The sequence below is a fragment of the Melioribacteraceae bacterium genome (assembly GCA_030584085.1).
GTDB lineage: Bacteria > Bacteroidota > Ignavibacteria > Ignavibacteriales > Melioribacteraceae > SURF-28.
On sequence record CP129490.1, the window covers coordinates 1,450,428 to 1,465,153 of the forward strand.

13 protein-coding genes and 1 tRNA gene are annotated in these 14,726 nt (G+C 33.8%); 5 read left to right on the plus strand and 9 right to left on the minus strand.

The genetic code is table 11. The features are described from left to right. Positions 1-5: 5 nt before the first annotated feature. The 4 genes from QY331_06565 to QY331_06580 form a co-directional block, all read right to left on the minus strand. A complete protein-coding gene (locus QY331_06565; GenBank protein ID WKZ70911.1) occupies positions 6-557 on the minus strand; it encodes an HDIG domain-containing protein in 552 nt (183 codons plus the stop codon). Between the two features lie 167 nt (positions 558-724). Continuing rightward, on the minus strand, positions 725-1,903 hold the full coding sequence (locus tag QY331_06570; protein WKZ70912.1) for an isocitrate/isopropylmalate family dehydrogenase: 1,179 nt from the start codon (positions 1,901-1,903) through the stop codon (positions 725-727). A 110-nt stretch (positions 1,904-2,013) separates the two neighbouring features. Further along, complete coding sequence (locus QY331_06575; GenBank protein ID WKZ70913.1) at positions 2,014-3,975, minus strand: helix-hairpin-helix domain-containing protein; 1,962 nt, start codon at positions 3,973-3,975, stop codon at positions 2,014-2,016. Continuing rightward, on the minus strand, positions 3,972-4,835 hold the full coding sequence (locus QY331_06580; protein WKZ70914.1) for a hypothetical protein: 864 nt from the start codon (positions 4,833-4,835) through the stop codon (positions 3,972-3,974). The genes QY331_06575 and QY331_06580 overlap by 4 nt, the downstream gene beginning before the upstream one ends. 76 nt (positions 4,836-4,911) lie before the next feature. On the opposite strand from QY331_06580, the gene QY331_06585 reads away from it, so the two are divergent. Further along, complete coding sequence (locus QY331_06585) at positions 4,912-5,790, plus strand: DUF4835 family protein (protein WKZ70915.1); 879 nt, start codon at positions 4,912-4,914, stop codon at positions 5,788-5,790. Between the two features lie 34 nt (positions 5,791-5,824). On the opposite strand, the gene QY331_06590 is transcribed toward QY331_06585, so the two are convergent. From QY331_06590 to QY331_06600, 3 genes are all read right to left on the minus strand, one after another. Next, a complete protein-coding gene (locus QY331_06590; protein ID WKZ70916.1) occupies positions 5,825-7,780 on the minus strand; it encodes a peptidylprolyl isomerase in 1,956 nt (651 codons plus the stop codon). 1 nt (position 7,781) lies between these two features. After that, positions 7,782-8,903, minus strand: a complete 1,122-nt coding sequence (locus QY331_06595; protein ID WKZ70917.1) for a hypothetical protein — start codon at positions 8,901-8,903, stop codon at positions 7,782-7,784. Positions 8,904-8,985: 82 nt separating this feature from the next. Further along, on the minus strand, positions 8,986-10,179 hold the full coding sequence (locus tag QY331_06600; GenBank protein WKZ70918.1) for a pyridoxal phosphate-dependent aminotransferase family protein: 1,194 nt from the start codon (positions 10,177-10,179) through the stop codon (positions 8,986-8,988). 121 nt (positions 10,180-10,300) lie between these two features. Here QY331_06600 and QY331_06605 point away from each other — a divergent pair, with 121 nt between their 5' ends. Next, complete coding sequence (locus tag QY331_06605) at positions 10,301-11,296, plus strand: NAD-dependent epimerase/dehydratase family protein (GenBank protein ID WKZ70919.1); 996 nt, start codon at positions 10,301-10,303, stop codon at positions 11,294-11,296. Here QY331_06605 and QY331_06610 read toward each other — a convergent pair. After that, on the minus strand, positions 11,227-11,604 hold the full coding sequence (locus tag QY331_06610) for a GIY-YIG nuclease family protein (protein ID WKZ70920.1): 378 nt from the start codon (positions 11,602-11,604) through the stop codon (positions 11,227-11,229). The two genes, QY331_06605 and QY331_06610, sit on opposite strands and share 70 nt — an antisense overlap. A gap of 66 nt (positions 11,605-11,670) precedes the next feature. After that, on the minus strand, positions 11,671-12,048 hold the full coding sequence (locus QY331_06615; protein WKZ70921.1) for a c-type cytochrome domain-containing protein: 378 nt from the start codon (positions 12,046-12,048) through the stop codon (positions 11,671-11,673). A gap of 131 nt (positions 12,049-12,179) precedes the next feature. Here QY331_06615 and QY331_06620 point away from each other — a divergent pair, with 131 nt between their 5' ends. The 3 genes from QY331_06620 to QY331_06630 all read left to right on the plus strand — a co-directional run bounded on the left by QY331_06620 (position 12,180) and on the right by QY331_06630 (position 14,286). Beyond that, a complete protein-coding gene (locus QY331_06620) occupies positions 12,180-13,511 on the plus strand; it encodes an alkaline phosphatase D family protein (GenBank protein ID WKZ70922.1) in 1,332 nt (443 codons plus the stop codon). 17 nt (positions 13,512-13,528) lie between these two features. Next, positions 13,529-14,026, plus strand: coding sequence for a nuclear transport factor 2 family protein (locus QY331_06625; protein WKZ70923.1), 498 nt, complete (start codon positions 13,529-13,531; stop codon positions 14,024-14,026). Positions 14,027-14,213: 187 nt separating this feature from the next. Next, positions 14,214-14,286: transfer RNA gene (locus tag QY331_06630), tRNA-Ala, on the plus strand. Positions 14,287-14,726 lie beyond the last annotated feature (440 nt).

Genomic DNA, 14,726 nt, shown 5'->3' on the forward strand with positions numbered 1-14,726 from the left:
AAAGTTTAGATTTTTATACAAGTATCCTTTTTAAAAGGCTCAAAGCTTACAAAATCTGCATGATGAACAATTATTGATTCTATTGTACGTTTCCCTAAATCACCTTCTTTAGAATGATACGCTATAATATGTTGAATATCGGCTGGTAAACTAAAGCGATCAGCAATTGATACTCCGCTAAACGGATGACGTAATAATTTACCTTCACGACTAGTAGTTAATTTATCATTTACTTTTTCATATTCAAGTAATTTCCCTACGTCAATTAAAATCGCTCCGGATATCAAGTAATCCCAATTGATTTTAACATCTTTATCAAAATTCTTTTCCATGATTTTAGCAATTTCAATCGATAATTGAACAGCCGTTCTTTTATGATTCATAAATGAAATATTGCAGTCGTCAATCAAAAGAGAAAAGGGAATGATCTCTAAGTCTTCAGGTTCTAATGGACTGTTTTCAATTGCATATTCCCAGCATTGGTAGGTTTTTTCTTTTATGTCGGCATCTTTTATTAGTTCAATTTCCGGCCAGATTTTTTTTATTTTTTCTCGCATAGTTACTCCGCAAATGTAAAAAGTGAAACGTTATTAAATTTTAGCTAACAATTAGTTTTGATAATAATGCAAAACTATGATTTATTAAATCTTCCAAATCTATTAAAGTACCTTTATCGAGCATGCTTAAATCAAGCTCCTAATATTACCTTTTTACGTTTGACGTTTCACAATTCAGAAATTATTGCATCAGTCATTTGCTGAGTTGTTGCAGCTCCTTGTTCTATTGCTTTCGAACCACCGCGAATTTTCATCATATCATATGTCCGTACTTTTCCTTCTTCGATTACTTTTGCGATGGCATTTCTAATTTTACCGGCTTTTTCTGATTCACCAATATGATCTAACATCATACAAGCACTTAAAATCATCGCGATCGGATTGACAATAGACGGAGCAAGGTTCTCATATTTCGGAGCAGAACCGTGAGTTGGTTCAAAAACCGCGACTTCATCACCAATATTAGCGGAGCACGCGAATCCGAGTCCGCCTACAAGCCCGGCAAATCCATCGCTAATTATATCGCCAAACATGTTTTCTGCAACTAAAACGCCATAATCTTCCGGATTTTTGGTCAACCACATCATTTGAGCGTCAATGTTGGTATCCCATAAATCAATGCCCGGATATTCTTTTGCAATTTGTCTGGCGATCTTTAGATACATACCAGAAGTTTCCCGGAGCACGTTTGGTTTTTCACATACAGTAACATTTTTGTAACCGAATTTTTTAGCATAATCAAAAGCCGCTCTAAAAATTCTCTCGGTTGCTTGTCTAGATACAATTCGAGTTGAGATTGCCATATCTTCACTTTTTACATCAGCAAATTTTTTCATCTTTGGATGTGTCTCGAATGCATCTCGTACATTCTTTGGCGGATTTGTCCATTCAATTCCTCCGTACATTCCTTCAGTATTCTGACGGAAAATTACAGAATCTACTGCCGGTTCTTCGAATCCACCTTTAGCATCTTTTCTAATAAAATTAAGCGGATTGCCTTTGAAAGCTTTACATGGTCTAATACATATATCTAAATTAAAATGCTGTCTTAATCCAACAATAGGAGAGAAGTAAACGTAACCTTTGTTTTTTAAATCCGGGGAAAGTTCATTTACTGCATCATCTTTAGGTTTACTAGTTATTGCGCCGAATAATCCTATTTTGTGTTCTTCTAATAATTTAATAGTACGATCCGGAAGTGCGTTACCTTCTTTACACCAAAATTCCCAACCAATATCTCCGTGAACGTATTCAGCTTGAAATCCTGCTGCATCAAGAACTCTAATTGCTTCGGGTAAAACTACTTTTCCAATACCATCTCCGGGAAGTGAAACTATTTTTCTCATGTTTTCGTCCTTAAAATTTGTGTAAGAAATAATCTCAATAGGAAAATTAGATAGAGTTATCGATTTTAGCAAGAAAATGTTACACTATCCGTAACAAATCGGTACGATTTTTAGAATTTTATATCGAGTTGAAAAGTGAGGCGGTTATCTAAATTATTATTTATTTGACTGTTTCCGCTGCTCAAGAGAACTTCATCGGGCTTGTAAAGTTCGGAATATTTAGCTGAAATTCGAGCAAAATCGAACAAATCATATTCTATCATTAAATACCAGCGTATTCCTTTTCCGATTAAGGCGGGATTGTTGAGTACACCTCGGACATCATTTTCAAACTGATAAACTCGCGAATTAAAGGAATCGGTTTCAAACAAAACTATTCTACCGTAGAATCGTAATTGATCTAATGCATCATACCGGAAATCTTGGAAAAGTAGATATCCTTTCTCGTGAGTTTCAACAATTGATTGATCAAAGAAAACATATTCTATTCTTGATCTCATTCTTAAATTTCTCAAAACATAATAATCATAATTGATTCGAACATTTGTTCTATACTGATCAAGTGAAGTAGGCGAACCGTCAATGTTTTGAGTGACTTCTTTAAATTCTCTTTTTACTCTAAGATTTAGCAAAGTTCTTGTTGCGGGTCTAAATTGATAATCAAATAAAAATTCATTCCCGGAAGATGGATAATCAGAAGTGAAAGATTCATAAGGAAATTTGAATTGATCAAAATAAAAATTAATAATTCCGAAATTCGATCTCCATTTTATTCCGTTATAAATTCCGAATTCATTAGATGTATTTGATCCTTCACCAAATCCGGTTCCTTTAAAAGTGTAAAAGTTACGCGGATAATTTCTAATAGACGTTACAAATGAAAGTTTATTTGAAAGGATCCATTCGATACTATTTATAGATGCAACCGAAACTTCATTGTATGCGGCTTCACCACTAATTCTTACATTGTTATAAACAAATGAGTAAGTAGCCGAATAGAAATTAAAAGATTTTCCATAAGGATTAAATAACCCGGTTTGGCGGATAGGATGATCATATTCTAAATTTTGATAAGCAAAACCAATTCTTAATGAGTTGAATAAATCAACGGATAATATTCCGCCAAGTGCGCGTTCAGCGGATTGATGAAATCTGCTTCTCTCACCCTGTGTTCGATGATATCCGGAAATCGGCAAAGATGTTAATTCACCGGTAGATGTATCAACATTTGCATCTCTTTTGTTGTAAGAATAAAAAACTGTTAGGTCGAAATTGTCATAGATAAAATTTCCGGCGGCTCCGCGATAAAATTGATTTTCATCAGTACTGGTATAATCTCGAATACTTTTAGCAGATCGTGAAACTGTTCTTACGGCTTCGGCACCTTTCCCGAATGAATATGGTCCCCAATAAATTAATCCTTGTCCAAATTCAATTAAGTAATCACCCGCGGTTAATTTCTTGATGTAACTATAATCATTAAGGGAAACTGAAAACGAAGTAAAGTCGTTAAACTTTGATTCACCGGGATCTTTTTCTATAAGTCCGGCAAAATTAAAATTACCAAATTTTATTTTTGCTCTTTGATAACTTTTGAATTCATCACCTGCGTAATTCCCATTTAGAAAGCCTTGTCTATCTTGAAGATCACGAACGAAACGAGATCTGAATTCGCCAGATAATCCACTTAAATCAATTAATGGTTTTGTAATAACTTCTTCGGTTGTAGTAAAGAATTGTAAAGCTCTTGCGATATTAGGATCCAAAGTCTCAATTGCTAAGATTTCGCGAGCATGAAAAAATTTTCCGAATCTTTCCCTAAAATCTAAGATTGCCTGTGCGGAATTAAGGTCCAAAAAAGGTATTGTCAGAAGTGTGTTTATATCGGCAGTATTAATATTAATCGGATTATCTTGTAATTCCTCTAGTAAGTCATATAGGTAATCTTCTTCTAAATCAATTGAGGACTCTTCAAGCAAATCTTGAATGATTTGATCAGTTGTAAGTGTGGAATCCGATTGCGCAAACAGATTAATAGAAAACAAGAATATTAGGATTATATATCTAATCATTTGTTGAATAGATAATTTTTGATTTTTTCTTTACGGGGTGAACTCGGATTGAAATCGATAATTATCCCTGCTTGATGAGTTAAGCCAAGATCGGGATGTGAGAAGAATGCATAATCCAATGTAACAAATGAGTAGTGAATTCCAAGTCCGACCGAATATGAACTCGGTTCACTCATAAAACCCGTTCTGAGAGTAACATATTCAATTAAACTATATTCTACCCCAAATCTAAAAGAAGGATCAAAATCGATTTCTTTTTCGACAGACGCATTAAAGGTTATTAAGGAATTAAAATCATGACTGGCACCAAATCCCATAATGAAAGGAATCTGATCCGATTCTTTCCCATAAGTCGCACGAAATAAATTTTGAGCATACATTGCTATTCTAGTATCTTCTGAAAGGTAATACAATCCGCCCAAATTAATAGTTACTGCATTATCGTTACCATATCGTTCGATCGATAAATTTTGATAAAGCGCTGTTACACCTATAAAAAAATTATTATCTATATTTCTGGAAAAGCTTAATGCAACTTTGTTCTCTTTATACAGTTCAAATCCATATTGCATATAACCGACAGAGATATTACCGAAAGAAAAAGGTTCAATATATGCTGCATATGCATTAGCAAGTTCTTTAACTCCGAAAGGTGATGGCGAATAATAAATTCCAACTTCTCGCCAGTTCATTTGCGCTAATCCGGCGGAATTACCAAATAGTGCAAATACATCATTGGATTGGGCTGCATCGGAATGAGAAAGAGCAATTTGTTTTGCCCCGGGTGAAACTTGAGCCGCTGATTGAAAGTATAAAATGAGGATGAATATTAAGATGAGAATTATATTTTTCTTTTTCATATTTTGAATTTACCTGATTGTCAATAAATATTCAATTTCCTAACTTATATTAAGGATAATTTAATCTGAGGAAATTATGAGAAAAATTATTTTTTTGTTTCTCTTTTTGCCTGTTGTGATTTTTTCGGCTGAGTTAAAGGCAAAAGTAGCCGTGAACTATGAACAACTTCCGAATTCGGCAAAAGAAAGATTAGTCGATTTTCAATATGCGGTTGAAAATTATTTAAACAACACGAGATTTACGGAATTGGATTGGGAAGGTGATCCAATCGCTTGTTCGTTTAATATTTTCTTTATTGCAAATTCAGGCGAAACCCGCTATAGTGCTCAAGTCGTTATTAATAGCCAAAGACCAATTTATATGAGCACGAAAAATTCTTTGATGCTGAACGTGATGGATAAGGAATGGAATTTTGAGTACGAGAAAAATCAAACTCTCCGTTTTAACTTAGTTAATTTTGATCCCCTTACGAGTTTTCTAGATTTTTATGCTTATCTAATTATTGGATATGATATGGATTCCTATAACCCGCTTGGCGGTTCCAGTTTTTTTGAAAGAGCTTATGATATTACTTTATTAGGAGCAAGTAGCCCTTTTAGTAAAGGCTGGGCTTTGGAAAGCAGTTCTTATAATAAACGTGCCCTGTTGGATGAAATCCAAAATGCCAATTATAATCAGTTTAGAAAAGATTATTACGATTATCATTATAACGGCTTGGATTTATTTAAGGAAAATAAACCTATTGCACAAAAGAATATTGTAAAGCTTATTGATAATCTTTACAAAGTAATAGACAAGATGGCTCGAAACAGCGTTATATTAAAAGTCTTTTTTGATGCAAAGGTTGGTGAAATTGTTGACTATCTTCAAGGATATAATGAAGCAATTTTTAAGAAATTAATGAAAATTGATCCGGGTAATATTACCAAATACGAAAAAGCAATGCAGAGTTAAGACACAATAATGATAAGACCTCAGCATTGAGGTCTTATTTTATTAGCTCTATTTTTTTTACTACATCATATTGATCAATATTCTTAATCACCTCAAATCCATTTATAACTTTTCCGAAATTTGTATAATGCGTATTGAGGTGTGGATAATTATTCTGCATCACAAACCATTGTGAACCTTCGGTATCTTTTCCCGAACTTGCCATTCCTATATAATAAGTATCAAACGGTATATGTGAAAATTCAGAGACAATTGTATGCGATGGACCACTCCACCCGGTTCCGGTTGGATCACCGATCTGAATTACAAAATTTGGAACAACTCTGTGAAAAATTACATTATCGTAAAAATTATTTTTAGATAAGTAGATAAAGTTACCGACTGAAATCGGTGCGACTTCCGGAAGAAATTTAATCGTGAAATTACCTTTGTTTGTTACTATCAGAGCTTCGGAATATTCGAAAGCATAGCTAAATAATTTATCGAACAATTTTATTCTTTCTTCTCTAACCTCCGGAATGAAAGTTAGTTCATCTCTTAAATCATATTTTAATTCGTGATTACTTGATGATGAAATCGCAGATATTATTTCTCTAGTAAAAAGTGTATCGAAATTATTAGTCACATTAAACGATGAAGAAATCGCTTGGTTAAATGAACTATCTTCCAATTTAGTAGAAACTAACCCACTGATTTTCTCACGTAACTTTTCGGAATTGGAAATCGCAAACGATGAATCAATTGAATAATTATTTAAAGTAATAATTAACGGTTGATCGGATGAATATTGATCTAACACAAAGTTTATGAATTTATCATTATGCTTTAGTGAATCGAAATGGTTCACCAGATTTGAATAAATAAAGAATTTGTTATAGTCATCAGCATTGCTATATAATTTTCTCAATTCGGTAAAGGCAAAATTATAATTTGAAACGTTTGCTAGATAACGATAATTAAATATTGGTGAAACCATTTTTGAATATTTTTCATAGAATTCAATTTCTGTTTCTTTATGAAAAGTTTCTAAGAATAAAAATATTTCACCACGAGTATTTTCGCTTAAGTTTGGATCGATCAATAAATTAGTGAGAAATTCATTTACACTTCGTAATAAATTTTCATCGCTAAATTTGATGTTCTGAATTGACTGCGCCGCGGTTAATGAAACATTCGGATTTTGATCAAACAATAAATTTAAGTATGAAAAAATTTCACTAGGCGATTGGTAATCATAATAACATAGAGTTCTTGCAGCTTCACATCTTATCGACCAATCAGAATCGTTTATTAGTTTTTGAGCTAAATCAAATGAATAGGGGAAAGAAGAACTCTTTCTTAAAATTCCCAAAGCATAAAGTCTTGTTTCGGACTTAAATTCTTTCTGTAAAACAAACTCTAATTTTTCCGGATTAACTTTATCCGACGCAACACGGTAAAGTGTGAACAAATTTTGGAATAAATCTGATTCATCATTTTCTGTTTTCAAGTTATCGAGTAATAATTTTACATCTTCTTCGCTTTCGTCTTTAATTCCTCTTAGATGAAAATTATAAATTGCAAACGGGAATCCGAAAATTTTATTTTCTTTATAAAGTGAAATGCATTTTAGTAAATCATTTTTATCACCGACCTTACCAATCGCATCGAAAATTTCAGCAGTAAACTGAGTTCCGGTTTCTATTTGCTCAAATAAATAATTAGCAGACAATTTTGAAGGACCGAGTTCACTGAGTGCAAATGTTATTTGTTTTGGGTGCTGATTAAAATCTAATAGCAAAATATTTTTAATAAATGAAGTATCTTGCGAATGTGCGATGGAGAGCAATGCTGCGTTAACTTTATCTAATTCGCCGGATTGAAAATAATTTTCGATAATGCTTTTATCGAATTCTCTTAAGAAAGTTGTTTTAACTAGATCATCATCATTATTTCTATATTGCGCGGATAAGAAAGTAAAACAAATTAAAAAAAGCGCAATCACTCTCATTTTAAATTTCCTTTTGATAAACTCTATATTGTTTGTACCGTTCTCCGCGCATTGTCTCCGCACCTCTATTCATCATTTCATTGTCTTCAAGAATCCAACTTGCCTCACCTCTAAAAATATTTCTCTTAGCAGCTCTAACCATTACATCATAGTATAATGCCGCATCCAAACCACGTTTTTGGAATTCAGGAATAATTCCCAGGATTATAATTCTTGCCCAAGGAATACTTTTTCTTTTCGTAAAAAGTTTAATGAAATTGAAGGGGAGAAGTCGTCCGTTCATTTCTTTGAAAATAAAATTATAATCCGGCATAACTAATGCAAAACCGACAGTCTTATTTTCGATCTCTAAAAATAAAACCAAGTTAGGATCAACTAATGGTTTTAGATCAGCGGCTAAGGCATCAATTTCTTCATCTGTTAAAGGAACGAATCCCCAATTTGGCTGCCAAGCTTTGTTGTAAACGTATTTTACTTTTTCCAGTTCATTATCAAAATCTTTTAAATTAAGTATTCTGATCGACGCTTTTGATCTTTGTAATGCGATATCTGCAACACGTTTAATTTTATCATTCGTTTCCATTTTTTCTTTTGAGATTTTCCATGCGTAAAGATCTTTGGCTTTTTCAAATCCGGCATTGTCAATTAAGTCCATATAGTATTTTGGATTGTAGGGCATCAATATCCTTGGAGGATCATCAAATCCATCTATTAACAATGCGTAAATATCATTTACTGATGGACTAGCCGGTCCTCGCATGTGTGTCATACCTTTTGCTTTTAACAACTCGGCAGACACTTCAAACAATTTATTGGCAACGTCTTGATCGTTTATGCATTCAAAGAATCCAAAGAAACCAACTTTGTCATTATGTTCTTTATTATGAAGATCATTTTTAACTGCAGCAATTCTGCCCAATAGTTCACCGTTTCTTTCAGCCAGAAACATTTCCATCTCAGCATGTTTATAGAATGGATTTTTTTCTTTATTTAAAACTTTTTTAATATCGTAGAGAAGCGGTGGAACCCAATTCGGATCATCTTTATAAATTTTCCATGGGAATTTTACAAACTTGTTTAAATCAGACTTAGATTTCACAGTATGGATAATTATCTCGGACATTTTATCTCCGTTTGTCATAAAATAGAAAGGGGTTACCCGATAAGATAACCCCCTAAAACAAATTATAAATGATTAATCATATTTAGCCGATTAACCCCAATTCTTTACCTACTTTTTTGAAAGTTTCAACAATAAAATCTAGATGTTCATCTTCATGAGTCGACATGTAACTGGTTCTCATCATTTGTCTGCCTTGTGGAACACCCGGAGAAATAAATACATTTACAAAAACTCCGCTGTCATAGAGCATTCGCCACATTTTGAAAGCCAAAAGATCATCACCAACAATAACCGGAACGATGCCTGTTCTTCCTTCAATAACCGTAAATCCGGCTGCCTTTAATTCTGTTCTTACTTTGTTTGCATTTCTTATTAATTGATCAACTCTTTCAGGTTCTTGTTCAAGTATTTTCAACGCAGCCATAGCAGCTGCAACAGATGCGGGAGTTGGAGAAGCAGAAAATATTAATGCTGCAGCATGATGTTTTATATAATCAATAACTTTCGCATCACCGGCAACAAATCCACCAAGAGAAGCAAATGTCTTACTAAATGTACCCATCGTTAAATCTACCTGATCAACTAAATCAAATTCACTGGCAGTTCCTCTTCCGCCTTTCCCAATCACACCAACTGAATGCGCATCGTCGATTAAAATTCTTGCATTGTTTACTTTAGCTAGTTCAACTAAACGGGGAAGATTTACAATTTCACCGCCGGTACTAAATACACCATCGCTAACAATTAATTTAGCTTGATCTTTACTTAGTTTAGCAAGAACTCTTTCGAGATCATTCATATCGTTATGTTTATAACGAAGCAGATCCGCAGTTGCTCCGCGAGCCATTAAATTTCCGGCAACTATACATGCATGGTTATCTTTATCAGAAATTACTACTTCACCTCTCTGAACTAGAGTCGGAATAATTCCTTGTGCGGTTTGGTATCCGGTACTGAATAATAATACTGCTTCTTTACCAAAAAACTTTGCCATTTTTTCTTCAAGTTCGATATGAAGATCGAGTGTGCCGGTTAGATAACGAGAACCCGAACACCCGGTTCCGTATTTTTCCAAAGCTTTTTGTGCAGCTTCTTTAACACGAGGATCGGCTGTAAGACCAAGATAATTGTTTGATCCCGCCATCACAATTTTTTTACCTTCAATTTGTACAACAGGTCCTTCATTTTCTTCAATTGCTCTGAAATAAGGATACATGCCTGATGCTTTAATATCGTCTGCTCTAGTAAAATCGTAGCACTTTTGAAATAGATCCAATTAGTTCCTCCAGTTTCTATATGTTATTTTTTTGTTATTTTTTCCAAGTCAATTAATACAATTTCAAAATTTAGTTTACAAGTCTTATAAAAGCAAATAAAACAATAATATAGAGAACACTATGAATCAGAAATTAGTTTCGGCTGTTACGGGTGCAAATGGGTTTGTTGGAAGTCATTTGGTTGATTTACTTCTGTCAAAAGGTCAAAAAGTTAAATGTATTGTAAGAGGTTCAAGCAATCTAAGATGGTTGGAAGGAAAGGATGTTGAAATTGTAAACTGTGGTCTGTTTGATAAAACGGGATTAGCCGCAGCATTAAAAGATGTAGATTATCTCTATCATGTTGCCGGTGTTGTAAAATCAAAAAACGAAGAAGGATACTTTAAAGGCAATGTTGAAACAACCAGAAACCTTCTTGATGTTTTGCTTGAAGTTAATCCCCAGATAAAAAAAGTCGTTGTCGTTAGTAGCCAAACCTCCGGAGGCCCTTCGGAGAGTGTTGATAAACCAAAGAAAGAAAGTGATCCCTCACTTCCGATAACAACTTACGGAAGAAGTAAAAGAGCGCAGGAAGAACTTGCATTAAGTTATTCCGACAAGTTACCTATTACAATTGTAAGAGCACCGGCAATTTATGGTGAACGCGATACGGAAATTTATCTAGTCTTTAGAACTTATAAACAAGGATTATTTACGCTAATTGGATTCAATGATAAAAAACTCAGTCTTATTCATGTGATCGATTTAGTTAATGGATTATATCTAGCCGCAAATTCTGAAAAATCAAATGGTCAAATTTATAACATAGGCTCGGATGTATTTTACTCTTGGCCGGAAATTGCAAAGGAAATTAAAAAATCGTTTGGTAGAGGTGCTTTAACATTGCGACTTCCTCATTTTCTAGTTTATAGTGTGGCAGCGGTTGCACAATTTTTTGCGCTGTTTAGTTCAAAAGCCGCAACATTTAATTTAGAGAAAGCTAGAGACTTTGTTCAAAGTTACTGGACAATGGATATTTCTAAAGCCCAAAAAGAACTTGGCTATAATCAAATGGTTTCAATTTCTGAAGGAATTAAACGAACCATCGATTGGTATAAAGATAATAAATGGTTGTGATCAATTTTATTTTTTGAGTAGAATAGATGTGTGGAACTACAGTTGCTGTCGGAATTTCCGAATCCTTTTAACGATGCATCGAGATTAATATTATTTTCTAAAAGATTTGCAATCTCACATTCCAAATCTTTTTTGCCGGATTTAATTAAGAATAAATTTTTAATCAAAGTAGCTGGATTAGTGGTTATATGATCTATGTGCCAATGAGCTATTTTATCTTTTCTGAGATGTCGCATTATTCTCTGTCTTAAATTCTTTTGAGCGCTTCCGACATAGTAGTAATATCCGGCTAAAAAAAAATCGATCATTGAATTTCTTGATTTCAATTGCGAATTTTTTGCGAGCATAGATTTCCAGCAGATATATTCCGGAGTTTAGGGATTCTTTGCGGCTGGTCTTGCGCCTTCGGCTATCCAAGTTCTTATTCCCTTAATTTGATTTTCAGTCAGCGGTGGTGCGGCACCTGCCGGAGGCATTGGCTGAGTCCCACCACTTCCTTCAATTGCCCAAACAAGTTTACTTAAATCCGGATCGCCCGGAAAAACAATTGTAATATCAGATGTAGTATTTTGATAATTGGTTAAACTCAATCCGCCGGCACGCGATCCGTCATCATGACAAAATGAAGTTGCACACTTAATTGATAAAACCGGTTGAATATGTTCGTAATAATCAACGTTTGAAGATGGAATTGTACGATTGTCAATTTCTTCATTTGTGATTGTATCATCACAAGCTATAATCGCAAACATAAATACTATTATTAAAAGTATCAGAGTGACCGTTTTCGAGCTATATTTCTTCATAAATTCTTGTTTTCTTTTTTGACAAACTTAGAGTATTTTTTAACAACAATCTAACCACAAAATAATGACAGGGCGTCATGAAAAAATATTTAACATTTTTTACAATCATTTGTTTCATTACAATTAATTATGCGCAAAATGAACTGCTGCAGTCCGGACCGATGGTCGGCTATTCACAAATGCGTGAAGTAGCTTTGTGGGTACAAACAACCGAAACTGCTTTTGTTTACTTTGCCTATTGGGATAAAGATAAACCGGAACAAAAGTTTTTTACATACAAAGTTGAAACAGATCCTTATAATTTTTTCATGACGACATTGATAGCTGATCAAGTCGAACCCGGAATAAAATATCAATATCAACTTTATATAAATGATGAACCGGTTGAATTAAATTATAGGACTGAATTCGAGACTCAAAAATTGTGGCAATGGCGAGAAGATCCGCCGGAGTTTACGTTTGGAATTGGCAGTTGCGCATACATTAACGAACCCGAATATGACAGACCGGGAACACCCTACGGTGGAGATCATCAAATTTTTACAACTATCTATAATTTTGATCCTGACTTCTTTATCTGGATGGGAGATAATTCATATTTGCGCGAAGTTGATTGGCATTCAAGAACTGGAATATATAAAAGATTAACTCATGATAGATCATTCAATTTGCTTCAACCAATGCTTGGCTCAATGCATCACTATGCCACATGGGATGATCATGATTACGGTCCAAACAATAGTGACAGAAGTTTTTGGGCTAAAGAATTAACAAGAGAAGCATTTACAAATTGGTGGGCAAATCCGTCTTATGGTGTACCGGGTGCTGAAGAGGGAATAGCAACTTATTTTGAATGGGCTGATTGTGCTTATTTCTTGTTGGATGATAGAACATACAGATCACCTGAAAAAAGGAATAACACTAAAAAAGAAATGCTTGGTGATGCTCAAATAGAATGGCTGCTTGATGCGATGTCCTCAAGCTATGCACCTTTCAAATTTGTGGTTATTGGATCGACTGTTCTTAATCCTCATCCATTGGGAGAGAATTACTCTAATTTTACCGAAGAAAAAAAATATCTATTAGATATGATAGCTAAAGAAAAAATTGAAGGTGTAATTTTTCTAACCGGCGATATTCATCGTGGTGAACTCACAAAAATTGAACGTTCTGATAATTATCCGCTTTATGAAATTACTTCTTCACCGTTAAGTGCCGGAGTTTCAAGTTATGATCAAAACGTTGCAAGAGTAGAAGGAACGTTGGTTCACGAAAGAAATTTTGGATTATTAAACGTATCGGGTCCAAGAAAAAACAGAACACTGAATATAAAAATGATTAATGCCGATGGTGAAGAAAAATGGAATTATACAATTAATGAAAATGAATTAAAAATAGAGAAAGAGTAATTAATAATGAGGTGATAATGATTCTTAAACAGCTAAAAGATTCGTTTTGCATTAGTTTATTTGTAGCGTTTTTTATAATTGTACATAGTTCTCTCGCACAAGACGATAATGATTTTGAGTCTGCGTTAAATAGTCTTGATTCAGCAATAGAAAAATTTCTAAACGGTAATCCGGATGACTTTATAAATTTTTGGTCACACTCCGATGATGTAACTATCGCCGGTGGTTTTGGCGGTGTGATCGAAAAAGGTTGGTATTCCATAAGTAAAAGATTAGAAAGAGTTAATAGTGTTTACTCGAAAGCAACATTTGAGACAGAAAGAATTTCCATTGGTAACGATGATAAATTTGGATACCTCGTTCAGCATGAACTAATAAAGTTTTACGGTAAAGATGAAAATGTAGAAATGACTCGTAATTATCGGATAACAATGATATTCCGTAATGAGATTAATGAGTGGAAATTAATTCATCGCCATGCTGATGCAAATATGAATTGGGATGCCCCGGAATAATGATTTCGTAATAATAAAATTGAAATCGAAAATAAACTTGTTTAACTTTTGAACGAAAAAAATGGGGCTATAGCTCAGCTGGGAGAGGGTCCCGATGAAATCGGGAAGGTCAGCACTTAAGCCGAAAAAATATTTTATATTTATTAATAATGTTCTCTAGAAATTGTGTTAAATTGATTCAGAATTTGGGGCTTTAGCTCAGCTGGGAGAGCGTCTGAATGGCATTCAGAAGGTCAGCGGTTCGATCCCGCTAAGCTCCACTTAAAAACCTTGATTATAAAGCATAATTAAGGTTTTTTTATTTTCACTTCTTTAATACTTAAATCAAATTGGTTAGATTTGGATACTGTTGAAGCAAAAAAGGGCAAAAAAAGGGTACAGTATTTTTCACGTGTTAAGCGAAGGAATTTCTTTTTGTCGAGAATAAATTTCGAAATGAAGAAAAATTTCTAAGAAGTGAATTCGAGAAGTTGCGAAGCGGACATGTAATGAAAAAAACCGGCAGGAGTTATTATAACTTTAGTGCTTTTTGAGTGAGTGCTTTGTAGGGACATGTTAACTTACATGCCAAAAATTAATCACCCTTTTACCTCATCGCGAGAATAATTTTAGAAGATATTTTGATATCTATAAATTCCCCTGTACAATTAATATTTAAGATTAATCTCAAGCATGATCATTTCTCATTAGTATATTTATA

Bases quoted from the DNA above. Each gene is read 5' to 3' on its own strand.
- QY331_06620 (WKZ70922.1), top strand. From the start codon at position 12,180: ATGAAAAAATATTTAACATTTTTTACAATCATTTGTTTCATTACAATT.
- QY331_06605 (WKZ70919.1), top strand. From the start codon at position 10,301: ATGAATCAGAAATTAGTTTCGGCTGTTACGGGTGCAAATGGGTTTGTT.
- QY331_06625 (WKZ70923.1), top strand. From the start codon at position 13,529: ATGATTCTTAAACAGCTAAAAGATTCGTTTTGCATTAGTTTATTTGTA.
- QY331_06585 (WKZ70915.1), top strand. From the start codon at position 4,912: ATGAGAAAAATTATTTTTTTGTTTCTCTTTTTGCCTGTTGTGATTTTT.
- QY331_06610 (WKZ70920.1), bottom strand. From the start codon at position 11,604: ATGATCGATTTTTTTTTAGCCGGATATTACTACTATGTCGGAAGCGCT.
- QY331_06590 (WKZ70916.1), bottom strand. From the start codon at position 7,780: ATGAGAGTGATTGCGCTTTTTTTAATTTGTTTTACTTTCTTATCCGCG.
- QY331_06565 (WKZ70911.1), bottom strand. From the start codon at position 557: ATGCGAGAAAAAATAAAAAAAATCTGGCCGGAAATTGAACTAATAAAA.
- QY331_06580 (WKZ70914.1), bottom strand. From the start codon at position 4,835: ATGAAAAAGAAAAATATAATTCTCATCTTAATATTCATCCTCATTTTA.
- QY331_06595 (WKZ70917.1), bottom strand. From the start codon at position 8,903: ATGTCCGAGATAATTATCCATACTGTGAAATCTAAGTCTGATTTAAAC.
- QY331_06575 (WKZ70913.1), bottom strand. From the start codon at position 3,975: ATGATTAGATATATAATCCTAATATTCTTGTTTTCTATTAATCTGTTT.
- QY331_06615 (WKZ70921.1), bottom strand. From the start codon at position 12,048: ATGTTTGCGATTATAGCTTGTGATGATACAATCACAAATGAAGAAATT.
- QY331_06570 (WKZ70912.1), bottom strand. From the start codon at position 1,903: ATGAGAAAAATAGTTTCACTTCCCGGAGATGGTATTGGAAAAGTAGTT.